Annotated in this window: 14 protein-coding genes; 11 read left to right on the forward strand and 3 right to left on the reverse strand. The window is 50.4% G+C overall.

Annotation, left to right across the window (positions count from 1 at the left end; all coding sequences use genetic code 11):
- Positions 1–162 precede the first annotated feature (162 nt).
- Entirely contained in the window at positions 163–1,614 is a 1,452-nt protein-coding gene (locus tag HW560_RS07955; protein ID WP_179262687.1) for a SulP family inorganic anion transporter, read from the forward strand.
- A gap of 652 nt (positions 1,615–2,266) precedes the next feature.
- Complete coding sequence (locus HW560_RS07960) at positions 2,267–3,826, forward strand: DEAD/DEAH box helicase (protein WP_090903423.1); 1,560 nt, start codon at positions 2,267–2,269, stop codon at positions 3,824–3,826.
- A 233-nt stretch (positions 3,827–4,059) separates the two neighbouring features.
- Here the strand turns inward: HW560_RS07960 and HW560_RS07965 are convergent, their stop codons facing one another.
- Entirely contained in the window at positions 4,060–4,992 is a 933-nt protein-coding gene (locus HW560_RS07965) for a hypothetical protein (protein ID WP_179262689.1), read from the reverse strand.
- Positions 4,993–5,528: 536 nt separating this feature from the next.
- Here HW560_RS07965 and HW560_RS07970 point away from each other — a divergent pair.
- From HW560_RS07970 to HW560_RS08005, 8 genes are all read left to right on the forward strand, one after another.
- Positions 5,529–7,322 (forward strand): vWA domain-containing protein, encoded by a 1,794-nt coding sequence (locus tag HW560_RS07970; protein WP_179262691.1) that lies wholly within the window; start codon positions 5,529–5,531, stop codon positions 7,320–7,322.
- A gap of 223 nt (positions 7,323–7,545) precedes the next feature.
- Entirely contained in the window at positions 7,546–10,935 is a 3,390-nt protein-coding gene (locus HW560_RS07975; protein WP_179262693.1) for a tubulin-like doman-containing protein, read from the forward strand.
- 14 nt (positions 10,936–10,949) lie between these two features.
- A complete protein-coding gene (locus HW560_RS07980) occupies positions 10,950–13,463 on the forward strand; it encodes a transcription initiation factor TFIID (RefSeq protein WP_256222254.1) in 2,514 nt (837 codons plus the stop codon).
- Between the two features lie 230 nt (positions 13,464–13,693).
- Entirely contained in the window at positions 13,694–14,977 is a 1,284-nt protein-coding gene (locus HW560_RS07985) for a vWA domain-containing protein (protein WP_090903428.1), read from the forward strand.
- A 20-nt stretch (positions 14,978–14,997) separates the two neighbouring features.
- A complete protein-coding gene (locus HW560_RS07990) occupies positions 14,998–15,645 on the forward strand; it encodes a beta-mannanase (protein ID WP_090903429.1) in 648 nt (215 codons plus the stop codon).
- Between the two features lie 90 nt (positions 15,646–15,735).
- Positions 15,736–16,995, forward strand: a complete 1,260-nt coding sequence (locus HW560_RS07995) for a TRAFAC clade GTPase domain-containing protein (protein ID WP_024632789.1) — start codon at positions 15,736–15,738, stop codon at positions 16,993–16,995.
- The gene (locus tag HW560_RS08000; protein ID WP_143067065.1) at positions 16,992–20,168 is read left to right on the forward strand and encodes a GAP1-N2 domain-containing protein; all 3,177 of its coding nucleotides are present in this window, start codon (positions 16,992–16,994) and stop codon (positions 20,166–20,168) included. The genes HW560_RS07995 and HW560_RS08000 overlap by 4 nt, the downstream gene beginning before the upstream one ends.
- A gap of 431 nt (positions 20,169–20,599) precedes the next feature.
- Positions 20,600–21,487 carry an ABC transporter ATP-binding protein gene (locus tag HW560_RS08005; protein WP_090903431.1) on the forward strand — a complete coding sequence of 296 codons (888 nt, stop codon included), beginning with the start codon at positions 20,600–20,602 and terminating at the stop codon, positions 21,485–21,487.
- 104 nt (positions 21,488–21,591) lie between these two features.
- Here the strand turns inward: HW560_RS08005 and HW560_RS08010 are convergent, their stop codons facing one another.
- Positions 21,592–21,828: a hypothetical protein gene (locus HW560_RS08010; protein WP_143067066.1), complete on the reverse strand. Its 237-nt coding sequence runs from the start codon at positions 21,826–21,828 to the stop codon at positions 21,592–21,594.
- Between HW560_RS08010 and HW560_RS08015 the strand changes: the two genes are divergently transcribed.
- The gene (locus HW560_RS08015) at positions 21,827–22,309 is read left to right on the forward strand and encodes a glutathione peroxidase (protein WP_090903432.1); all 483 of its coding nucleotides are present in this window, start codon (positions 21,827–21,829) and stop codon (positions 22,307–22,309) included. The genes HW560_RS08010 and HW560_RS08015 overlap by 2 nt on opposite strands.
- Before the next feature lie 87 nt (positions 22,310–22,396).
- On the opposite strand, the gene HW560_RS08020 is transcribed toward HW560_RS08015, so the two are convergent.
- Entirely contained in the window at positions 22,397–25,312 is a 2,916-nt protein-coding gene (locus tag HW560_RS08020) for an alpha-L-rhamnosidase (protein ID WP_090903433.1), read from the reverse strand.
- Positions 25,313–25,358 lie beyond the last annotated feature (46 nt).

Genomic DNA, 25,358 nt, shown 5'->3' on the forward strand with positions numbered 1-25,358 from the left:
TGCAACATGTAATTCAACTTATATAGACGGATTTTTGCGGGAGGGTATGCCGCTGTTTTATGTTGTCTGTTGTAAGTTGGTCAGTGACGAACCGTTCTCTTGCCGTTCAGGCGATAAGACAAATTTGATTTTAAATACGTAGGAGGACCGGCAAAGGAAGATATGAATACTTTAAAACAACAATGGTTTGGTAACATTCGCGGAGATGTGCTGGCAGGTATTACGGTAGCCTTGGCGCTGATTCCGGAAGCCATTGCCTTCTCGATCATTGCGGGTGTCGATCCGATGGTCGGATTATACGCTTCGATTACGATTGCCATCGTGATTTCAATTGCGGGCGGAAGACCGGGCATGATCTCGGCAGCAACGGGCGCAATGGCGGTACTGATGGTGGGACTCGTCAAAGATTATGGCGTGGAATACCTGTTTGCTGCTACGATTTTGACAGGCATCATTCAGTTTATTTTGGGGATTTTCAAGGTTGGGCGGTTTATTACGTTTGTGCCGCATTCGGTGTTGACCGGATTTGTGAACGCACTGGCGATTCTCATCTTTATGGCTCAGCTTACCCATTTCACGGGCGCTAACTGGATCATGTATGCGATGGTAGCAGGTACGCTGGCGATCATTTATATTTTGCCACGTTTTTTCAAAAGCGTTCCGGCTCCACTGATTGCTATTGTAATCATGACGATCATTACGGCGCTATTACATCTGGATGTCAAAACGGTAGGTGATATGGGGAATCTCACGAGTACCCTGCCTATGTTTCATCTGCCGAATATCGACTGGTCCCTCAATACGCTGATGATTCTGCTGCCGTATTCGTTCACGATGGCTCTGGTAGGTCTGCTGGAATCCTTGCTGACTGCAACGATTGTGGATGAAATGACCGAGACCAAGAGCAGCAAAAACCGTGAAGTACGTGGTCAGGGGATTGCCAACTTTGTTAATGGCCTTTTCGGCGGCATGGGTGGCTGCGCGATGATTGGACAGTCGGTTATTAACGTGAAATCTGGCGGTCGAGGTCGATTATCCACATTTACGGCTGGGGCTTTTCTCGCCATATTGTTGTTATTGCTCAGTGGTGTGGTGAAAGAGGTGCCGATGGGTGCACTCGTAGGTGTCATGTTTATGGTGTGCATCGGTACGTTTGACTGGGGTTCTATCAAGAACATTGCGCGTGTGCCACGAGCGGAAGCCATTGTTATGGTAGTCACAGTTGCTATTGTGGTGTATACCCACGATCTGTCTATCGGTGTAATGGTCGGCGTTGTACTTAGTGTGCTTCATTTTGGTTGGAAACAGACCAAGATTCGTGTTCAGGCAAAGGAGGAGCAGGGGCAGAAGGTGTACCGTGTCCACGGACCGTTCTTCTTCGGTTCATCTTCCCGCTTCGTTGATGAGTTCAATGCGGAGACTGATCCGCAGGAAATCATGATTGATTTTGGCGGATCACATATTTGGGATAACACGGCGGTCGTCGCCATTGGTAAAGTGAAGTTCAAATATGCGAAGCTGGGAAAAACAGTGCATCTGCGTGGACTGAACGAGGAAAGCTCTCGTTTGCTTGAGAAGAGCGGATTTGCCACGGTGCAAGGGCACAGTTCGTAACTTGGTTGCAACGAAGTAGACCACATAAATAGTTATTCAACATAAATAGTTATTTTTTTATCAGCGGCGCATTGTTTTCCGGATTTAATTCGGGAGAGGGCGCCGCTGTTTTGATTAGATTAAATTCTAACGAACCTGGCATGTCTTATATGGGGTTATTTCATGTTTTCCCTATTCTAAAGAATCTCAGACATTTTATTTTGCTGATATCACCAATACTGCAGCCGTTCTGGGTGTATTTTTGAATAATAAAGTAGCTGGTGTTCGTTAGAAATTCCAAGCGGCTCTAATTGTCAGAATAGGGTGTCCTGGGTTCGTTAAAATTAGTGATAAGTGGTAGTCACCGTTCTCAGGCGAGCTTCTATACTTACTCTACTCTCAAAGCTATCCACAAACTCACTTGGTCGATACAAGTCACGCGGATCTTGGAATTTTGTGCTACAAGTTGAGGGTGTAATTCTTGATCCCCTTTTGTTTTGCTTGACTAACGTGTAAACTACAGGGTATGGAGAAGAAGAGCAACGGACCGATTGCTTTTTAAAAAATTCATTTCATAATCATGATTGATATACGGAAAACTAGTCTTGATTGAAGCCAAGTGAAAGCAATTATGAAATGGACTTATCTAAATGAATATACAGAGGTGTAACGATTGGCAAACTTTGAACAACTGGGCATTCGCCCGGAATGGTGCGAGATCCTGAAACATCAGGGCATCGCCGTGCCGACTCCGGTACAGGAGCGTTCGATTCCGGTATTGCTGGGTGGGCGTGATATTATTGCTGAGGCACAGACGGGTACAGGGAAAACGCTGGCTTTTTTGCTGCCGATTATTCAGAAAATTAACGTATCCGACCGCTCGCCGCAAGCACTGATTATTGCCCCTACGCGGGAGCTGGCGCTGCAAATTACGGAAGAAGCGAAGAAGCTGACTGCAAACGACGATAAGCTGCATGTTCTTGCGGTATACGGCGGACAAGATGTGGACAAGCAGCTCCGCAAACTGCAAAACGGTACACAGATCGTGATTGGTACGCCGGGACGTCTCCTGGACCATCTGCGTCGTGGCACGTTGAAGCTGGATAATGTGAAGAAACTTGTGTTGGATGAAGCTGACCAAATGCTGCACATGGGCTTCCTGGATGATGTGGAAACTATCCTTCGTGAACTGCCACACAAACGTCAGACGATGCTGTTCTCGGCAACGATGCCGAAAGGCATTCGCAACCTGGCGAAGAACTACATGAAAGACCCGGAAGATGTAAAAGTATCCTCCAAATCCGTGATTCCGATCAATCAGATTCGCCAGCAGGTGCTGGAGTGTACGGATCGTGGCAAACTTGAGGCACTTCGCGGCATGATTGATACGTATCGCCCGTACCTGGCGATTGTTTTCTGCCGGACCAAGCGCCGTGCATCCAAGCTGAATGAAGATCTGCGTGAAGCAGGTTATGCGAGCGATGAACTTCATGGGGACCTGTCCCAATCCAAGCGTGAGAATGTAATGAAAGCATTCCGCGACGCGAAATTGCAAATCCTCGTTGCTACGGATGTTGCTGCACGCGGACTGGATGTTGAAGGCGTAACGCATGTATTCAACTACGATATGCCGCATGATGCGGAAAGCTATATCCACCGGATCGGCCGTACGGGTCGTGCAGGCGGCACGGGCCTTGCCGTGACATTTGCAACACAGCACGACAGACCGGAGCTTGCTCGTATTGAGGAAGGCACCAATCAGAAGCTGTCCCGTATCCAGTGGACAAGTGAAGGTCCGGTAGCATCAACTGGAGCAAATAGACGTTCCATCAACAGTCAGGGTGATGAAGAACGTTCTGGCGGACGCTCCGCTGGGACAGGCAGTGCCCGTCGTGGTGCAGGTCGTACCGGCCGCAGCGAAGGCGGACGTGGCGGTCGTGGTGGTTCCCGTGGCGGCGAAGGTGGACGCAGCGGTGGTCGTAGTGGCGGCCGCAGTGGCGACGAGCGCAGCGCAGGCCGTGGTTCCGCGCGCAGCAGCGACAGCAGTCGCGGTGCAGCGGGTCAAGGCGGGCGTGGTGCAGGTCGCAGCGGCGATGAGCGCAGCAGCGGCTGGGGCGGCCGTAGCGCCGATAAGCGCAGCTCCGGGCGCGGCAGTGAAGGTTCACGCCGGACGGACTCCGTAGGACGCGGGCCGGCCAAGAGCGACCGCCGCGATTCTCGTCGCGGACGGTAAACGATCAAACCCATAACAAGTAGTTTGGAAGAACGCCATACATTTTCCAAATATCAAAACACCTCATCCTAGACCTAAGGATGGGGTGTTTTTTCGTTGAAGCTTATATGATAAAAACTATACAATGTCACGTGTAATTCCAGTACGCATGCAGGGGTAAACGAATTGTGGTTCGTCTATATACAGGGATTGAGTTTGCACTAATTTACATTTCGGTTCCATATACAACAGCTCTACACACGAACATCTGCGTATGAATCCCGATATTTCTCGTTATACACCCGAGTAACCGATTCCGCCAGACCTCCACGTGCCTTACCCGGATACAGCTCCAGAGTTCGATAGAGCCGCATAAACCGATCTTTGGGCATAAAGCGGGCGTAGCGGGTAATAAGACTGGGGAACAACTCAATATATTTACTTTTGCGTACAGCAGCGGCGGCTACTGCCGTCAGAATCTGAATCCCGTTGTGCAGCTGCAAAATATTCACTTCGTACGTGGCGACATATCGAATCGCATCTTCACGGACCAATTCGGGCTTCAGCCGTGCGATTTCACCGATATATTCAGCGAGCAGCCGCTCGAAGCTGTGCAGCAGCAGAGGTTTGAGCTGCAGGTCCATATCACTGCGCAGCACAAAGGATTGCAGCAGCGCAACCTGCTGCAGACGAATCCGGTCGTTATAGACGAGTGAGCCGATCTCCCGGAGCATTTCGTAGGCTAGCGCTTCATCCTGCTTGCGTGCTTCAGCGACAAGGGCCCAATTTCGGTTAATGCCCTGGCGAATTGCTTCCTCATCCTGATGCAGCATGCGTTTGAGTTCACGCTGCTGTTCGACCTGGAACGATCGCTTTTGCATGAAGATCAATCCAATCAGGAGCAGCAGTGAGATGCTGGCCGCCGCCATCGTTTGGTCTATGGTTTCACCAAAATAGGTGGCCGCTGCACCAAGGATTACCGTGATAAACAGGTCGCGTGCAATCCGACGTTTCACGCGGGAAGAGGCGCGTTCTTCCACTGTGGCAAGGGTGTCGCGCCCACAGGCAGTACAGTGATCCTCCCACAGGCAGGTATACTGGCCGCATCGTTTGCAGACACGCAACTTTTGAAACGCATGCGTTGTTCTTATAAAAGGTCTGATGGATACAACTTGTTTATTGCTCATGGTCAATCACGCTCGCCATTCAGAATAGTGTAGAGGGTTCGATCGGCATCTTCCCGAGAAACGGGTTTGCGCCGATGAAGCAGGAACGCAATCACCTTTATAATGACAAAAAGAAACAATATGGCGAGGCATCCGTATGTAACCATAATCCGTTCCTTTCTATGGCTTGATCATTTTGCTTATGTTGTAAGATGAACTATTGTTTGCACACCCGAGCCATTTCGATGGCAGAACAACCTTTCTGACCTCTCCGTTAGCGTGTGATTCTTATATTCATCTTATAAACGATAATGTTTACTGATCAAGCATCGTTATATTGCAGTTTGCTGGCAATAACTATATCATATTTCCATAGTTGGAACTTTCATGCCAGCTACTGACATGAATTCGTCGATTTTTGTCAGTCATTACAAAACTGTAACTGAAGATAGGGGTGCTTTTCAGAATTTATTAGTAGACTGTTAAGATTTCCTTAAGGCTTGACGCCTATAATAAACTATTCCCATTTTAATCTCAAACGTGAAGGAGTACACCCAATGCTGCGGACAAGCAAAATACGCTGGCTCAGCGGAACTCTGGTTCTGCTGGCATTTCTAACGCTGCTGCTACCTCAGGCGTTGCTGCCACATGCTGCAGCGGCTCAGGCACAGACAAGCGGAATCGATGCGGTACTTGTAGCCGATGTCAGTAATTCAATGAATACAAGTGACCGTGACAAGATCAGCAATGAAGCCATGAAAATGTTTATTGATATGCTGCCGGTCCAGGGGGACAAGGTAGGGATTGTTGCTTACACCGATCAGGTGGAGCGGGAAAAGGCATTGCTGGAGATTCAGTCCGATGCGGACAAGAGCAGCCTGAAAGATTTTATAGATCAGCTCGGCCGAGGGCCATATACCGATATCTCTGTCGGGGTGGCTGAAGCGGTGAATGTGCTGAACCATGGAGCAGACGCATCTCACTCGCCAATGATCGTGCTGCTGGCTGACGGCAACAACGATTTTAACAAAACTAAAGGTCGCACCCAGTCTCAGTCCGATGCGGATTTGGCAAAGGCCGTCAAGGAAGCACAAGATCAGGGGATTCCCGTCTATACGATTGGACTGAACGCAGACGGCAAACTGAACAAGGACGCACTTGCAGATCTGGCTCAGCAGACCGGAGGCAAGTCCTTTATCACAGATACACCGGATGATCTGCCACAGATTCTGAGTGAGATTTTCGCCGATCATGCCAAACTGAATGTCGTGAAGCTGCCCTCCATTACAGGAAACGGCAGTTATCAGGAAGTTACCGTGAACGTACCGAACGACAGTGTACTTGAAGCCAACATCTCGATTATGTCTTCAAAGCAAGTCCAGATTGAATTAACCGATCCTTCCGGCAAGGCCGTAGCCTTGAACTCTGACACTGCCAAGCTCTCGACTTCAAAGAGTTATTCCTTGGTGAAGCTGCTCAAGCCCCAGGAAGGCGACTGGAAACTTCGGGTAAAAGGGGCTCCGAAAGACAGCATCGATATCAACCTGTTGTTCAACTATGATCTCCAGCTCGTCGTGGACCCAATTAAGACCAAGTCCTATACGAAGGGTGACAAAGTCGATCTGACTGCCAAGCTGGAGAATGGGGGACAACCGCTGCAGGATAATGACCTGTATGCCGATATGAAGGCGACATTGGTCGTAAACGATCAGGATACAGGTAAAAGCACAGAACAGCCGCTTGAAAACACGGGTACCGGGTTCGCCGGAACGTTTGAAGTGCCGGACAACCATAACTACGAGCTTGTTATCCGTGCAGAAGAAGACAGCTTCTACCGGGAAAGTGCTCCAATTATGATCAATGCGGGCGGAGCAGCTGGTAGCGGAACTCAGCCAACGACGCCTGCGGGCGAGCAGGACAAGCCATTTCCATGGATACCTGTTATTTTGGGCGTGATCGCATTGATCGTGGTAGCTGTGGGTGTCTGGTTCCTGCTAGGCTGGTTGAAACGCAAAAACCGTGGATTTGTCGGACAGATGGTTGTCGAAATTCGTGATGAGAATACCGGGGACAAGTCGTACCCGCAATATAAAAAGCTGACATCCTTCCGGGGCAGATTCCATCTGCACCAGCTGTTACAGCTGGACCCTGAATTGAAGGAAACCGAGAAATATGTATTTACGCCCAGCAATGGGGATCGAATTATAATCCGCAACACTGCAGGTGGAACGCTGGAGAAATCCGGCCGTGCCGTTGATGCAAGCTCAGGCGTTGAACTGAAGAACGGTGACCGACTGAGCATCCCGCTGCAACAGGCGGACAAAACGATTTTGATCGAGTACTTGGTCTGAAAATGATTGCCAATAGAAGTTGGAATAACCGTTTACACAAGAACGTAGAGGGCAGAAAAAAGCTGAAGAAGCGAAGCGCTCGCCTTTATCACCAGATTTTCACCTTTGAAAAAGAGAATCAAAAAATCTGGGGATAACAGCGATCGGAAGGTTGTTCTGTCATCGGAGTGGCAAGTGTAATCATGTGTAGTTCCGACTGCGTTAACTAAAGGGAGGACAACGAATGAAACCGATTGTTAGAGAACATATTCAGCAACTGGATGTATCGCTTGGCGGAGGGATTGTCAGTGAGAAAATCAGAGTCGATACAATTGATAACCCGATTCTGATTATCGGTCTTGGAGGAACAGGTATTGATGCGCTGTTGCGTCTTAAATACCAGATTAACCGACGTTTCAAGCTGCCGCAGGACCCGGTATCTAAGAAAAAAATGGACAAACCGTCAAACGTGGAGTTTCTTGCTTTTGAAACGAATGAACAGGATCGCGCCAAAAAGTATAAAGGCATCGGACTTGATCCAATTAATGAATTCGTATTGCTGTCCAATGCCGAGATTGGGGGACTGCTTCAGAACCGCAGCGTATTGGAGCCGTACATTACGGACTGGCTGTCTCCGGAGCTGAGCATCACCGATGGCATGAACGGAGCCGCAGGGGTGCGTCAGGCTGGACGTCTGCTGCTGTTTACGAAGATTAACCAGGTCGTACAGGCGATCGACAAAAAGATCAAAACATTATCTGTAGGCACCAACAAAAAACTGATGGTGTTCCTGCTGACAGGTCTTTCCGGCGGTACAGGCAGTGGTTGTTTCCTCGATATCTCCTATATCGTGCGCGGGATTATCGAACGTGATCACGGCTCTGCCGGGATTGACCGCGTGAATACGCTTGGTTATCTGTTCACCCCAGACGTGAATCTGTCCAACAAAAGCTTGAGTGAACACACTCGTGAATATATCCGCAAGAATGGATACGCTGCGCTCAAGGAATTGGATTACTGGATGAACGTGGATAGCCGGGGAGAGCGTTTCTCTCAGAAATACGGCAATATTCTGACCGTAAATTCACCGCTGCCGCCTTTCAACCTGTGTCATCTGATTTCCGCAACCAACACGGAAGGCAAACTGCTGGAGAACGCCTATGATTACTGCATGAACGTCACCGCCGAGAACATCACTAACTTTATGGCGAGTGAGGAAAAGCAATCCGGCGAGGAGTTTGCCATCCACGATTATATTAGCAACATTCGCACGAACATTGCACAGATGAACAAAGCCTATCCGGCCAACTATGATTACAACATTATCGGTGCATCCTCAGCGGTACTGCCGATTGAAGAAATGACGACTTATCTGGCTTACCGCATGTTCGACAAAATGAACACCATGTTCTCCAAAGCGCCAAACCAGGAGGATACCGAGAAATTTGCCCGCAAGCTCGGCATTGATCTCGAAAGTGTGGTCAAGTCCTTTGAAGCCCGTGTGCCGGAGCCGCTCCCAGGTTATCAGAACAGCGAGCGTCTGTCCTATGGCAATGTGGTGAAATCACAGGTTGTGAACATGGATACCGAATTGGAGCAGAACTTCCTGGCTCGTGCCCGTGAGGAATATATCAAGGCGAAGAAACAGCTGCCGGGTGAGATTGCGGGTCAGTTCACCGAACAGATCCGCCGTATGTTTTTGCATCCTGAACAGGGTCCGTTCTATGTCTCCCGTCTGATCTACACGGAAAAAGGCTTCTGTGTACTGAAGATGATTCAGTCGTACATTGAAACCCTGCGTGAGAATGCCTTCCGCATTCCACGTGACATTGAGGCCGCTCAGGAGCAGTCCGAAGAGAAGCTGGGCGATGCGAAGAGTGCGTTTGTCTCCAAAGAGAAGAAGAAGAATGCTTATATTGAAGCAAAAATTCATGAGTACTGGCTGCATGCCGATGTGGAACGCAACGATCAGATGATCGAGTTCTACGAGGACCTGTACGAATTGCTGAACCAGGAGAACAGCCGCATTTATAACGTATTTACCGAAACGCTGAACGCACTCAGCTCGATCTTCTCCAAAAACGGGGATATCCTTACACGCGGCGAAGAACAGTCCGATCATAAAGGCAACAAAACGTATTACTGGAACGTTGTAAGTGTGCCGGATATCGTCAGTGTGGTGGATGGACTGCTGGACAAGCGCGATACGGATGACCTGATCCGCGACTTCTCGCGTGAATTGCTGGAGAACTCCAGCCAGTGGGTGAAAGAGAATGAGATCGATATCGTCAGCTCCATCTCTGATTTCCTGACCGAGAAGTTCGGAGATCTGATTACCCGCTCGATGGAGGACTTCCTGGTTATCAAATATGGACAGGACGAGTCGGTCGAGAAATTCGTGGAACGCTTCATTGCAGGCAAACTGGATGATGAGGCCGTTCCGGTGTTCAATCTGAGCAACAGCACAGGCAGTCTGCATTTCCCATCCTGGGGATTCGTATCTGTGCCGGCACAGGCGCCGGGCATTCTGAGAGGGATTCGCAATTATCAGAATAATGCGGTGGGCAAATCTCATTTTACCGTTAAGGAAAGTGAAGTGCGCAACCGGATCTTCTGGCTGAACACTCGCAACGGGGTACCATTGTTTGTGTACACACCACTCAAAGTATATGAGGAAAGTTATGAACGTACCATTTTGGACAAAGAAGGTATCGGACGCCATCTGGTGCAAACCGAAAAGAATAACTGGACCTATCTGCCGTCGCCAATTCCAGAAAAGTCATGGGGAGATGTGTACGAGAACGCCCGGGTGAAGCAGTACAACGCCCGTGTACGTACCGAATTCGAGCAGGCGCTTGGATACAACATTGTGACAGCCAAATCCATTGATGAGAATACAAGCAACCGCTATGCAATTGTGACAACAGAAACGTTTGACCTGTCTGCGAAGCTGGGTGCCTACGACATGCGCCTGACGTCCACCACGCCGAACCTGGGTGAAGTGAAGCGGGCAGTCATGGAATTGAAACGCCTGCAATCCGAAGGATTGCCACGGGTGTCGGTGAAGGACATTTTCGGAAGTATTAATGAAGATATGGCCAAAGAAAACCTGGTGCGTTCCCCGCAGCTGATCGCGCGGGTACGTGAAGAACTGGCGAAGATGAACGCCATCTCGGCCAAAGTCGCCGAGCTGGAAGGCATTCTCGCCCAGCATCAGGACGAGGAGCAGTGGTATGACCGCTTCATCGAAGCACTCTACACGGATACCATCGTGAAGAAGGGTGCGCTGTACGTCTATGACCGTGATCCGGAAGAAGATGCATGGGAGCCGTTTGCGAACCTGATGAAGAGCCGTAACTTTGCTGAATATGAAGTGTTTGGCAACTTCCGTGGATTGGCAGAGAAGGATCGCAGCACATTGCTGCGCAAAGCGTCCCGCCGTGATAACGACCTCACCGCTTCCGAAGATATCACGCCACTGCTTACGAAATTGGATGATCTGGCTGCATTGTTCATGGAGTCCCGTGATCGTCTGGAATACGAGCGAGTGGAACTGGCGAACGGGGAAGACATCTACCAGTTCTACAGAACGATGTCATCGAAACTGAATGACATTCGCAGAAGGCTGAAGTAAGGGTGGCGGCCGGGATGGAGTTCAGCTCGAACAATGCTCTGAAACGCAATCTGGAGAAGTATGCAGCACAGTATGCAGCAGAGCAGGAGCGTCAAGGCAGCCTGGGTGATGGTCGCAGCAGCATCCATTACCCCGCGTTGTTCCTGTTTGTGGGTGACCAGGTCGCTCCGGCAGTGTCTGCTGTCCAGGAAATCAACCGGCTGAAGTGGGATAACGGAGAAGGTGTAGTCTATGTACAGATTGGGACGGAAAATCAGGAAGATGCCCGTCATCGTGAGCATGACCCCGTGCAACCGAAGAAATACAGCGCTGGTGCTCATTCAGGATATGCACGTGTTAACGGCTTGAGTGATGCAAGGAATGGCAGCACTTCCGATGAGGGTCAGGTGACACGTCACGTGCTTCCCTTGTCCACCATACAGACAGATCGACCTTCCAAAACGCTTCGCAAGGACGTACATCGCAGTTTCCACGATTCAGATCAGGCACTCTTTGGTCTGAATCGTACCTTGCGGCGGGTGAGTAATCGTATTGCCGAATACGGACGCCTATATTCATCGTTCGATCGAATCTACGTGACTGTCGTGACCAGGGCAGATGATCCGTTGAATGTATTGTTGCCGGAGCTTACCAAGCTGACCGAAACAATATTGGCTCAATCCTTCAAGTCGGTACAGACCGATTTGCATGTGCTGGTCAGCGAGATGGAGCAGGTCGATTCCTTCGGTTATGCAAGCGCGGCGGGACTCGCTTTTCTGCGGGAATTGGATTACATGCAGGGGCTGGACTATACGTTCAGTGGCAATCTGTTGGTTACGGAGGACGGCATCTCCATTCCGGTTGTACATCCCGCTTCTCCGTTATTTGATCTCGTATATATTTTGTCAGACAAGAATGAGCGGGGAACTGGCGTACCCGGCGGGTGGATCGAAAATGCCGAGATCATCTGCCGAATCTGTCTGCTCAAGAACCGGAAGCAGGATGGGGATAGCTCTGGTTCCGTATTGAGCACAGGGGCCAACACGTATAACAATACGTCGTTCAAAAATAACATCCGTACGACCTCGGATCAGCATGGTTATGCCAGTGCAGGTTTTGCCGAGATTAGACGGCCGAACAAACCCATTGCACTCGCGGTGTTGTACCATCTGTATCGTTATTTGCTTGAACGGATGCGGCAGGAACCCGAGTGGAGCATCAAGGACAAGCTTGCCTTTTTCGGACTGGATGGAGCTTCGGTAGAGCGCAAAGTGGAAGGGATTCTTCCTGATGAGGATCTGGTGAGCGGTATGAGCGGCATTATGACGCATAACGTCAGCTTCACCGATCTGAAGCCGCTCTCGCTGCGTGAAGCGGAGAGAGCACTGTTCGGGCATGGGGCAGAGGCGTACTACCGTGATAACGTGGTCCGTCTTGCCGAGGAACGAGTACGCCAGCGCAGCACAGAAGGCTCCCTTCGTCGTAAGGCCGAGCAATCGCGCACGGAGCATCCTGAGGTTGGCTATTTTCAATGGGCCGCCTGGAGTGACAATGGGTTCGGCAGTGTGCGTGAGGCATTGCTTGGATTGATTCGTGATAAATCGGTGCAGCTTGAATCCGCACGGGCCTTACTGGAGCAGCGTCAGCAGGAGCGGGTAGAGGATCAGTCGTTCAAACGTGCCTTCTTCCGTGACAAACAGAACGTGCGCAATTTAATCGATTGTTTGCTGGAACGCGTGTATGTGCCCAAAGTTGAATTGTTGCGTCTTGAGAATGAATTGCAGCTGCTTCGTGTCTACGACACAGAGATGGAACAACTGCATACGTTCAGCCGCAGTGTAACGGAGACACTGGCAACGTTGGAACGTGTTTTACGTGAGACAGCGGTAGAGAGCATAGCGGCTGCAGATGAATATATCGGTCAGAACGTAATGGAGTACTACGGCAAAGTGACGGAAGCGTTGATCGCAGATTTGGAGGCGAAGCGTGGACGGGATGTCTGGTTCGAGGACCGCTATATGGGGGATATGAACCAGCTTGCCACAGAAGGAAACGAGCGGCTCCTGCAACGTCTGATGGAAGTATGTCATGTGATGCTGCTTACAGCAGAACCGCTCCGGGTACCTTTTGAGGAAGAATTGCTGTTACGAGCGAATGTTACCATTACCTATGGAGACAAAAATGTACTGACCCGTGATGATCTGTTCCGCCGATTGTATCGCACACTAGAGGAGCAGGCGGTCGTTCGGGTAAGAGTATTCGACTATACGCAGGAACATCGTTATGAAGAAAAATATTTCTTTGGTGATCACCATAGTGCCTTCATGGACTACGCGGCGCATGCCGAAGAAACGTCACGGATCTATAAGCTGGGTGTGGTATACGAAGAACGAAGCAGTGGTGTGGAGAAGCTGAATCTGATGGGGGGCTTCCATCTGGAAGACCTGATGGTGTATCGCAATGGTCGGTTGTATTACGATTCGTATACGGAGAATGGTTATGAACTCCATCCGTCCGGTCTGGCCGAGAAGCTGTCACCCATGCGTTAAAACATAAGGCTGTATCTCATATGGACGGAAGGGAGGGAGGTACAGATGGACGACGGAACCAGGGGCCTAAAGCCGGGCACAGTGCATCTCATTGGCTCGCTGTGTCCGGGAGTGGCTTGACGTCGTCGATCTGTTTTCCGTTCATGAACATGAAGATTCTTGTTTTTCTTCATCCGGTTTCGTATTAATTCAGCTGTTCAACGGCTGGTTTGGAAAGGATGCATGCAAACATGCAGCGAAAAATCAATCTTCTCCTGGTCCTGTTCAGCCTAATTGGCGGAGCTGTGGGCTTTGCGGCTGGAGAAATCATGCTGCGTCAGTGGCTCGGGGAAATGCCCCGTCTATTGCTGATGGGATTATACTTTGGCGTGTTGGCGCTTAGTGTTGGATTATTCTGTTTACTCGCAGAGATGATCTCGCCAAAGCTGAACGGAGCTTCCTGGAAGCTTCGATATCTAGGACTATCTTGGAAACTGCTTGTTCCAGCAACGCTGGCGCTGTTGTTTGTCGTTGGACTTGCCCTGCAATTGCTGTATCAGATTAACCCAGGCGGTGTGAAACAAGTCAAAGACATCGTACTGATGATTGATAACTCAGGCAGTATGAGTGAGACAGACCCGGATAACGGTCGCTTTGAAGCGGCCAAAACACTGATCAGCCAAATGGAAAGCGACAAACAGGTGGCGGTGATTACCTTTGATGATCACCCCGAGCTGCTTCAGCCGTTCACCCCGTTGGACAGCGAAGCTGCCAAAAATGAGGTGTACAGCAAAATAGACGGCATCGTGACGACCTCGGGCGGAACTAATTTCGATGCAGCACTGCGGGAAGCGATGGAACAGATTAAGGGCAAACAGGACCCGAAACGTGGAACGGTAGCGATCCTGTTATCCGATGGATTCAGTGATGCAGACACATCCGGCATTTTGTCTGAGTATGCGAATGAACAGATTGCCGTCAATACGGTGGGACTGAGTCTGGTGGACCCTTCCGGAACCGACTTGCTGCGTCATATCGCCCAGCAGACGGGCGGTATGTACTATGATGTACCAGATTCCGGTGGACTTAATCTGGCATTCCAGCAAATTTACGATACGATTGATGAACGAACGCTGGTGACCGAACGTACAGGCATGATGGAGCATAGTACGTATCTGGCTATCTTTAGAGTGGCTGCCTTACTGTTGATTGGTGTCGCACTAGGCGTGTCGCTTGGACTGGTATTCGATAACCGTCATCTTGCACTCAGTTTCGGAATTGGGGGTGCCGTGTCTGGTCTATTGGCTGGACTTCTGCTCGAATGGGGTCTGGACGGATCAACAGTTGGTGATACATTTGTGAGATTTGGAGCGATGCTCATCTTATCTGGTGTGTTAACCCTGTTCAGCTGGATCATTCCGATCAAGGAGAATACACCGCGGAAGACGCGTGGGCGCCGCGATGCTGGTGGAGGAACCAATTCGGTGGAAGGATTCGGTCAGCGGGCAAGAGATTCGCGCAGCAAAGGATTTTGACGTCTGGAGGTAGGCGATAGATGCGTTTTATGGATGCAGACCCTTCAGCGCCCCTGATTCGCAGACTGACACTTGCAGTGGACGAGAGCCAGTGTACACTTCGCTGGCTCTGGCCAGAGAGCGTGGAAGCTGTATATGTTGAACGGCTGGAGCTCGATATGATGGGTGATGATCGTACCGGGGAACAGGCTGCACAGGGCAAGCTGAAGTTATACACAAAAGAAGAATATAAGGCGAGCAATGGATATATGGATCGAATCACGGGTTTTGGTGCCATCCGTTATACAGTGTATGTGTGTCAGATGGAGGAGGACGGGCCAGTTCTGGTGCGTCAGCGTGATGGGGACAACACGGTCGTTGCCAGTGCAGGCAAGGCGGATATTCGCTTTTCGATCCGGTACAAGAGCGGTTTTTTTCAGAAACGAAAAAGTGTACTGATGACCGTCACAACGGAAGCACCTGTTCCGAAGGAAGCGCTCTGTTATGTCCGCAAGCAAGGCGGGGTTCCGTTGAATAAGGAAGATGGCACGGTGTACCCTTTTGTGAGTGATTTTGCTCCCGGGAGAAATGAGATGCCGCCCGTCGAGGTCGCCAAGGACGATTACGTAAGGTTGTTCTTCACGGATGGACCGAAATATGGAGCCGCCTATCGGCTTATATCAGACTAGATAGTTAGGCGAGTTCTTACACAGAAACTCTGTCATCGTAGTGCAAGTGTAAATCAACGTTGTCTAACGGATCAGGGGAGGGGAGTGGCTATGAGCTTTTTTAGTCGGTTTTTGAAGAGACAGCAGCCGGAAGAGCGGCCGTTGTTTTACGATATCGTATGTCCGTATTGTTTCAGCAAGTTTTCACCGGAGGAGGTTGTGTTCCGGGCTGCGCATCATCGCGACGACGATGAGGACTACGCACTTGGGGAAGATGCGAAGCTCAATCGATATCGCGAACGGTTTGGACTGGATACGGTGTTTGATATGGAGGCCGTGCTGGCTCCGCATGATGTACCGGAGGAACATCGCATCTATTCGGATAACATTGTAATGGGCCTGAACGACCGTTACGGTGTCGTTACGCGGCGTCGGCTATGTCCACAGTGCCACAACGAGCTGCCTGTCACAGCAGGCAAAGCACCAAGCAATATCATTTCCATTATCGGGGCATCCCAGGTGGGTAAATCCGTCTACATGACTTCATTAATTCATACATTGCAGCATTACACAGCCGATCATTTTGATGCGGCCTGCATGCCGCTGAATGCGGAGATTAGCCGCCGGTTCCGTGCCGATTATGAAGAACCATTATTCGAGCGGGGCGATTTGCTGGATTCAACGCAGAAGGAGAAGCTGCAGGAGCCGTTTATTTTCCAATTTGTATTCAAGGATGAAGATAAAGCTCCGCTGACACTGGTGTTCTTTGACGTCGCTGGTGAAGGTATGGTGGAGCAGGACTATCTGGGACTTCACGGGCAGCATATCAAGAACTCGGCAGGCATTCTGTTTATGGTGGACCCGCTTCAGATTCGTTCGATCCGGGACAAAATCCGCATCAACCTTGGCAACGAGCCAGGCGAGTGGACGCCAAGATACGATGAGCCGCGTGACGTGGTGTTAACGATGTTCGGTGACTTTATCGCGTACCAGGATAAAGCCAAGACGAATATTCCAACAGCCGTTGTACTCACCAAAAGTGACATGCTGCATTCCCTCAAGGACGAAGAGGGTGATTATATCAAATCCAACAGCAATGTGTTCCGCAACATGGTGCACCGCGACTGGTTTGATCTTACCGAATTCGAGAATATCGACGGGGAGATCCGGCGTTTTATCGAGAAGGTGGACCGTCCGTTTAAAGGCACGATGGATGTGTACTTTAAGGATACAGCTTACTTTGCGGTGTCTGCGCTGGGAAGCAATCCGGTGGATATGAAGCTGCAAGGTGTGGTCAGCCCAATCCGTGTCGATGAGCCATTCCTCTGGCTGCTGTACAAGCTGAAGTACATTGAGGGGAGAGTGGGATGATGCGTTCTTCCGTAACCCCGCCAATTGAACAACAGCTGTATACTCGAGAGCGGCGCGGGGTGTTCCGCACAACGGAGGGGTTCGATACGGTTGCCGCATCGCCGGGACTGGACCCTTCTTTTATCAAAAAAGTGCTTCATCCCTACTGCGTCTATGACGCTCCAGCGGAGCTGACGGGCCGGAGTGAGAAGGATGAGACGAAGTTTCCCCCGTCCATTCATCTGCTGCATCTGGAGAGTGGAGAGACGATCCTTGGGCAAAATGTGTACCAGTCTGCTGACTTTACTGGGCTGCGCAGTGCCTTTTTCGCTCATAACTATGTCTTGTCTCCTGAACGCTCGGAAGAGCAGATGAAGCAAGGCGGCTGGCTGGATGCTGTGTTCGCCACGTCATATGACATCGAACAAGGTACAGTGCTGCCATCGCTTAATGAATTACCACGAGCAGCTGGTGTTGGACAAAGCTCTCCAAGCCAGATTCTTAGCGCTCTGAAAATGGACGAGGTCGTATTCAAGCGTCTGCTCTACGCTGTCATGCAAGCTGTAGCGACACGTCGGAAGGTATATATTGCACTTGATGTGCCTGCTGAAGAAGTTACAACCGGAGCCAAGGGACTGCTGCGTTTGTTATATACGGCGCTGCCTTACGCGTTTCGGCGGCAGCTCGGCTTTATGACGTTTGCGAAGGAGCCGCAGGCGAAGAAAGGCATCCACCTCCAGTTTGTGGAGCGGGGTACGCTGCGTCCGAAAGATCGGAACACGGAGAAGGATTTCACCTTTGATCTGGTATCGGGCAGAGTTACCCATGCAGATGCATCTGTGGCGAAGCTTCCTTATGCCGAATTCGCCTGGTCACTGCTGCACGAACCTGCGGCCGGCGATTCATTTTATACTTTTGCGGATGAGATGCTGTCCGGAATGGAGCCTGGGCGGGAGCTCTCCATTGAAGCGTACGGGGAACTTTCTATGTTCTATCGTCTGGAGCAGGGTATGGAAGAGTTGTACCTGAATAACAAAAGCGAGATCCTGAGTGGCTTGCTCACCTACTTGAAACCGGAAGGTGGAGCGCAGCAACGTTCACGTTTGAATGAGTTGTTCCTGACGCTGCTCAGTCGTGAGCTGGACAGCGTCAAACGGGAGAATGTACCTGAAGAATCGGTTGCAGCACGCATCGGGGAGTATTTCCGGGTCGCTGCGCCACTCGTACAGTCCCGAATCGTGGATTATTTCATCTATGGCGTCAATAACGCCCGTTCGCAGAAACGTATGCGTGCTGTACAGGAACTGTATGGCTTGCTGGATCGGGACAGTCTGTTAAGCCGTGCTTTCTTCGACAAAGTGCTGGCGAACGACTCACTGACCAAGCTGCTGTTCGAGCCCTATCTGGATAATCAGTTGAAACGCACAGAATCAGCTGCCGACGTCGTGGAAGTGATCCAGAGATGGATTACATCTCACCCGTCTGCCATTCACAATAACTTCTTGCTGGAACGGACAGCAACCGAACTGCGTGAACGTTTGTGTTCGGCGCCCAACCCCGTTCAGTCTGCCAATGAGGCACTTAAGCGGGTTAGTATATTGGATCGTGTACCAGCTGCAGGCTCCTTAGATACAGGTATTACCGCCCGAATTGGGCAGTCTGGAGCTGCAGTACGCGCTAATCGGAAAGGTGGACCTGGGTCCGCTGTCCAACCACCGGCGTATCAGGAGGATTTAACCCGGCTCGCAGATAAGCTGGCTTACGTCATTAACTTATTTATGATCCAGGATCTCGATCTGGAGCGGGTTAACCGTGAGCAGCTGTTAAGCATTGATATTTTGCTGCACGGAAACGAGGTTCGGGACTGGGCTGCTCGCCAGGGCTCAGATGTATCTGCGCGTACAAACATGATGTTGGCAGCGAGAGCATGGCTTAGCGGTGAGGGGCGTGACGAAGAGGAACTGGAATCCCTCTCTTTGGCCGAACGTAATGAGCTCCAGCGCTGGACGCGTCGCTGGCTTGCCGGAGAGCTTCGCGATCGCCCAGATACGGCTTCATTTGAAGCACTGCCGCTGGCTTTCTATCGCGGTGGCAGTGGCAGCAACAGACTCGATTATCCAGGCCTGATTGAATTTATCTACAGTAGTTCAGGACGTACAGAAGTTTTGTATCAATTTATGGAGTGGTCAGGGAATCAACGCATGTTTATTCGCGGCTCCAACGCACATAAGGGATACGCGGATGCAATCGTGGCCTATTTCAAGGCCCATGATCGCGAAGCCTTTAAGTCAAAGGCAGCTTTCAAGCCCTATTATGCCAGAGCAAGCAAGACGATGAAGCCGGCCTACGACCGCGCCAAAACAGAGTTGTCTTCGCCGCTGGTGCGCATACTGACAGGTAAAAGGAAGAATCTTTTTCTAGGATTGGTCATTATCATCCTGATTCTTGGTATTGCAGGAGGCACGTATGCCTTGATAGGGGATAAGGCGGAGACACCTGCGGCATCACCTCCACCGACACAGGAGCCCGTTGTTCCTGCTGAACCTGAGGTGGAGCTCGCTGAACAGATCGCCTACCTCGTTCCGGCATCCGAAGGGGACGACGGTACACAAACACCTGCCCAGTTGGTGATCCGGTACAGAAATGAAACGGACAGCAATGCTTTGCAAACGGGCACTCTCCAATGGAACTTGAAAGATGGTACGACACAGGAGCTCCATGCTGAGGGTGAATGGGAGAGTTTCAACCGAAATGAGGAGCCGGATGGGGGAGCTACTGCTGGGAACAGCTCAGAAGGCACGCCTGAAGGCAGCTCTGCAGGTTCTTCTACCGATACTGCGGATGATACTCAGCCGAGCGGAGAAACCGAGCAAGGAGCAGATTCAGCCTCAACGGAGGGCAACACTTCAGATCCAGCAGCAGGGAGCACATCGACGGATGCAGGTACTGGCACAGCCTCTGACACTGCGGATGAAGGCACAGGACAGGGAGATGTAGATGGCACGCCTTCTGATTCGTCTCAGTCTACAGGAGCAGATTCATCTTCAGTGGAAAACCTGACTGTTGCCGAAGCAGATCGTCTGTATCCTTATGGGCACCAAGTCGAACTTCCGGCCGATTTTGATCTAAAGGACATCGTAAGTGTTCAGAGTGGAACGACTGTGATTAACCTAGTCCCGGAACCGAAGCTCTAAGCGGTATTACGTGAATATACTATTAATGTGAATACAGCCACCTCGAAGAATTTCGTAGGGGCTGTATTTTTTTGTTCAAGCGATGGATGTGAGTTTTACAAAATGAATCAATATAGGTCTATTTTTCACAATTCGGACACATTATTAAGATACTGGGTAAATTCGGCCAACGCAAAGCGATGAAATGCACGTACACGATGAGAAAAGCTCTCACATAAAGTGCGGACAATCTGATCGATTTCTAGTAAAACACCTCAAAAATAGCTCTTAACCGTCAAGGAATTTAGTATTTACTGTTGACAAATGATAATGATTATCAGTATCTTTAGAGTATAAGATCTTGTTGCGCCGGAAATACGCTGAACTACAATTTCGTTTTCGTTGTCATAGCCGGAATACATAACCGGGATAAATGAGAGAGGGATGATCGCATGTTTCGTCTGGAGACGTCCAAGTTGGATATCGCTTATGAGGAAAGACTGATTGTTGATAATCTGAATATTCAAATTCCCCAAGGAAAAATTACAGCACTTGTTGGAGCCAATGGTTCAGGGAAGTCTACGATCCTGAAAACGATGGCACGGATCATGAATCCAAAAGCAGGTAGTGTATTGCTCGACGGGAAGTCCATCCATAAGCAGTCCACGCGTGAAGTAGCCAAGCAGCTTGCGATTTTGCCACAAAATCCAACAGCGCCCGAAGGACTTACCGTAACCGAACTGGTGTCCTACGGACGTTTCCCTTATCAAAAAGGTTTTGGATCAATGCGTGCTGAAGACAAACGCATGATTGAGTGGGCTATTGAAGTGACAGGCATGACGGAGTTCCATGATCGTCCAATCGATCAACTGTCCGGTGGACAGCGTCAGCGTGCCTGGATCGCCATGGCTCTTGCACAGGAGACAGACATTCTGTTCCTGGACGAGCCGACAACGTTCCTGGATATGGCTCACCAGCTTGAAGTACTGCAATTGCTGGAGCAGCTGAACGCCACAGCAAACCGTACGATCGTAATGGTTGTGCATGACTTGAACCATGCTTCCCGTTATGCGCATCACATGATCGGTATCAAAAAAGGTAAAGCCATCGCTACAGGTTCACCTGTAGAGGTTATGAACTCCGATGTGCTTCGCGAAGTATTTAACATTGAAGCTGATATCGTGATTGATCCACGTTCCGGTGTACCGCTCTGCTTGCCTTACGCCCTTGCGGGTGAACGTCAGCAACCAGCACCTCCAGAACAAGTGGTCATGAACAGTGCAATGGTTCATGCTGGAGCACGGACAGAGCAACGCGTTCGTCACGCGACAGGAATTTAAATGAAACGGGCCGTATGTGGTCCTAAACGATAGAATGAAGCCGCTGTGCGTTATGCACGCGGCTCATTCGCATTCTAGGAGTTCTACAGGATGGGAGCAATCAGCTACACCTGGTTACGGGAATGTGGACGAGTAACAACCGGGATGATTGGCGAAAGGTCTGTCCATGTTGATGGAGGAATTGTGGTTCTGCAAATAAACTTGAGCAGGGTGTAATCAAAGATTTGGTAATTGATCGCCTCAGGTCTATAATATAGAGACAGGCTGTGTGCCGCATGATCATTCGGTACAGTACATACAGCAGCCCAACCTACATCATACTCATGGGAGGAATCAGTCATGTCCGTATATTCGTATCAGGCGGTAACGACCGCAAATCAGGAAGTTCCACTCGATCTGTATCAAGGCAAAGTGTTGGTGATCGCCAATACAGCCAGCAAGTGTGGACTGACTCCACAATACGGTGAATTGCAGAAGCTCTATGATCGCTATCGTGATCAAGGCTTGGTTGTACTGGGTTTCCCTTGTAACCAGTTTGGCGGCCAGGAGCCGGGTACCAGTGAGGAAGCAGAATCCTTCTGCCAAATCAACTATGGCGTTAATTTCCCGGTGTTTGCCAAGGTCGACGTAAATGGTGAAGATGCGCATCCATTATTCAAGTATCTGCGTGAGCAGCAACCTGGTGTTGGCGAAGACAACAGCATCCAATGGAATTTCACCAAGTTCCTCGTAAATCGTGATGGTGAAGTTGTAGGGCGTGTTGAACCAAAAGAATCCCCTGAAGCCATGTCTGCTGAGATTGAAAAGCTGCTTGGCGTATAAAATGAACGAGAAGCCTGCCTCCCGATTGGAGGACAGGCTTTTTTTTGAATTTATTTTGAAATGAAGGCTATGCTCTACCAAGCTTCATCACATCTCAACTTTTTGTTTGGCTGAGGGATTTGCAGACAATTCCTCCAGAATGCCATCCAGGATATCCGGTGACATCTGAAACATGCCATTTTCCCTAATCTCACGGAAGGAGGAAGTACGTACGATGTTATGGGTAGCTCCGGTCAATAACTGGGGCGCATGTCGTTCTACGACTTCTTTCGCATGAGGGTCCATAAGCAGCTCATTTAATCTTGTTTTTTCAGTGTAGCTTTCCACAAACAGGTCGCCGTACTCGTAAATAAAGGTGTAGCTTCCTGAGCCTGCAATCAGCTCTACACCGGAGGAGGTTTCTTTAGCGGAAGTGATGCCCTCCCTGCCTGTGACAGCTTTTCCGCCCTCTTGCAGGGAGGCGAGCTTTGCGCCATGGAGAATGATTCGGCCAGTTGTATTAACAGGCAGGGTGACGCTCACTTCCATTTCCTTGCCTCGGACGTGCCAACCTGACTCCAGCTTACCGTAAGGGGTCTGATGCCAGGCGCTGGCATGAGTGAGCAGATTCGCGCCGAATAACGGTTCAATCCGTACCTCCCTGAATCCGGGAGCAACCATGTCCAGACCGGCAATGCTGCGGATCATCCATTCGCCAACGGCTCCATAGGAATAGTGGTTAAAGGAATTCATGTCATCGCTCCAGAAGGAGCCGTCTTCCTTGATGCTGTCCCAATGCTCCCAGATCGTGGTTGCACCTTTGGAGACGGAGTACAGCCATCCAGGATAACTGTCCTGCATGAGCAATCGGACCGCTGTGCTATGGTAACCGTTGCCTGAGAGTGCAAAGCACAGATATGGTGTCCCGACGAACCCTGTCGTCAGATGGTAGTCATTTTGAATAATGAGATCGTTGAGGTCTGCGGCCACGCGCTGCTGTAATACCGGCTCTGCCAGATCAAACATCAGAGTGAGCACATGAGCTGTCTGCGTAGGAACGGCGACCCGACCTGTCGGCGTCATATACTCATCCCGATAGGCCTGAACAATATTCTCAAGCAACTCCCCGTATTGCCGTGCCTCTTCTTCATTACCAAGTATACTTGCCGTATCTCGTACCAGCCGTGTCGAATGGGCATAGAAAGCGGTGGCAATCAGATCTTCTGGTGTCGCCCCTTTATAGCTGTTCTCCTTCGCGTCCAGCCCCAGCCAGTCTCCGAAGTGAAATCCGGTATTCCACAGAAATTCGTTATCGCCCTGGACACGGATATAGTTGACCCAGCGTTTCATACTATCATACTGTTCTGCAAGAAGCCTCAGGTCACCGTAAAATTGATAGATGGTCCACGGACAGATGACGGCTGCATCTCCCCAGGCCGCCGAACTGGCTCCGCCAATAATGTCAGGCACGACAAAAGGAATACCACCATCCAAGTGCTGCTCTGCCTTTACATCTCGCAGCCATTTAGTAAAGAACGGTCCACCGTGATAATTGAACAGGGCGGTGCCGATGAACACCTGGGCATCACCAGTCCAGCCCAATCGTTCATCCCGCTGTGGACAATCGGTAGGCACATCGACGAAATTGCCTCTTTGCCCCCAGCGTATGTTGCTTTGAAGCTGATTAATCCGCTCATCCGAGCATGCAAAGTCCCCTGTTGAAGCCATATCCGAATGAATGACCTCTCCCTGAAATGCGTCCAAGGGCAGCCCCTGCTCCGAACCAGGGAACCCCTCAACCTTAACGTAACGGAATCCCTGGAAGGTAAAGTAGGGGGCATATGCTTCCGTACCTTCACCCTTGGTAATATAAGTAATCGTCTGTCTCGCCGGACGAAGGTTGCCAAAATAAATATTGCCATCCCGATCAAGTACTTCAGCATGTCGCAGTTCAATTTGCGTCCCGGCAGGGGCCTGAACTTTTAACCGAATGCGCCCAACCATGTTCTGTCCCATGTCGAGCACATGATCACCCGCAGGTGTTAACAGGTATTGAATCGGCTTCACGACCTCTGTAACGCGGGTGGGGACATTCTCTTGGGCAACCAGATGATCATAGGATAAATCCAGTTGCTCAGCCTCCACCCATTGCGAATCGTCAAAGGCAGGGTTCATCCAGCCACTTTGCTCCAGCCTTGCGTCATACGTTTCTCCATGGTAGATGTTGCTGTATAGGATCGGCGCCAGGCAGCATCGCCAATCGGCGTCGGAGATTACAACGGATTCCGTGCCATCCTCATGGCGGATATGCATTTGAATCAGTACGGCGCGATTCGGCCCGTACATATAGTTTCGCCCTTCAAATCCAAGCCCGCCCCGGTACCAGCCATCTCCCAGCATGACCCCTATTGCGTTGGCGTCCTGATGCAGCAGATGAGTCACGTCGTAGGTCTGGTACTGTTGTCGGTGATGGTAGCTTGTCCAGCCCGGTGTCAGCAGATCTGCGGATACTTTGGAACCGTTGAGGTACAGCTCGTATAGGCCGGCAGCAGTAGAATAGACCCGGGCAGACACGACAGGGGAGGATGAACGCAGGCCAAATTCACGTCGCAGAAGAAAGGCAGGGTGTGCATCAGCATCAATCCTTGATGTATCCGGCGTAATCCACTTCGCTTGCCAGGCATTCGAGCTGTATAGAGCTGTCTCCAATTGACCAGGCTCACTCCAATCCGACTCGCTTCCGTTGGTATCCCAGACTTGGACTCTGAACTGGTATGCGATTCGCGGCTGGAGTTCTGGACCAGCATATTCGATATGAACGGAATTCGACGAGATCACATGACCTGTATCCCATAAGGGAGCTTCGAAGTCATGCCCTGCTGTCAGCTGGATTCTGTAGCCTGATTGTACAACTCCTCGCCGACTTGACTGTGTGATCCAACTGAAACGTGGGCGACGGACATCTGTGCCTAGGCAATGCTCCCTGTACTCACAGGTTAAGGTTTCAATAAAAAGATCAGACATGAATAATTCCTCCCAGGACCCGTATCATTCGGGTATTTGTAGATTG

This window comes from Paenibacillus sp. E222, from assembly GCF_013401555.1.
Lineage (GTDB): Bacteria > Bacillota > Bacilli > Paenibacillales > Paenibacillaceae > Paenibacillus.

Excerpts from the sequence above, each read along its gene's own strand:
- HW560_RS07955 (WP_179262687.1), top strand. The coding sequence starts at position 163 with ATGAATACTTTAAAACAACAATGGTTTGGTAACATTCGCGGAGATGTG.
- HW560_RS07965 (WP_179262689.1), bottom strand. The coding sequence starts at position 4,992 with ATGAGCAATAAACAAGTTGTATCCATCAGACCTTTTATAAGAACAACG.
- HW560_RS07970 (WP_179262691.1), top strand. The coding sequence starts at position 5,529 with ATGCTGCGGACAAGCAAAATACGCTGGCTCAGCGGAACTCTGGTTCTG.
- HW560_RS07975 (WP_179262693.1), top strand. The coding sequence starts at position 7,546 with ATGAAACCGATTGTTAGAGAACATATTCAGCAACTGGATGTATCGCTT.
- HW560_RS07980 (WP_256222254.1), top strand. The coding sequence starts at position 10,950 with ATGGAGTTCAGCTCGAACAATGCTCTGAAACGCAATCTGGAGAAGTAT.
- HW560_RS07985 (WP_090903428.1), top strand. The coding sequence starts at position 13,694 with ATGCAGCGAAAAATCAATCTTCTCCTGGTCCTGTTCAGCCTAATTGGC.
- HW560_RS07990 (WP_090903429.1), top strand. The coding sequence starts at position 14,998 with ATGCGTTTTATGGATGCAGACCCTTCAGCGCCCCTGATTCGCAGACTG.
- HW560_RS07995 (WP_024632789.1), top strand. The coding sequence starts at position 15,736 with ATGAGCTTTTTTAGTCGGTTTTTGAAGAGACAGCAGCCGGAAGAGCGG.
- HW560_RS08000 (WP_143067065.1), top strand. The coding sequence starts at position 16,992 with ATGATGCGTTCTTCCGTAACCCCGCCAATTGAACAACAGCTGTATACT.
- HW560_RS08005 (WP_090903431.1), top strand. The coding sequence starts at position 20,600 with ATGTTTCGTCTGGAGACGTCCAAGTTGGATATCGCTTATGAGGAAAGA.
- HW560_RS08015 (WP_090903432.1), top strand. The coding sequence starts at position 21,827 with ATGTCCGTATATTCGTATCAGGCGGTAACGACCGCAAATCAGGAAGTT.
- HW560_RS08010 (WP_143067066.1), bottom strand. The coding sequence starts at position 21,828 with ATGACTGATTCCTCCCATGAGTATGATGTAGGTTGGGCTGCTGTATGT.
- HW560_RS08020 (WP_090903433.1), bottom strand. The coding sequence starts at position 25,312 with ATGTCTGATCTTTTTATTGAAACCTTAACCTGTGAGTACAGGGAGCAT.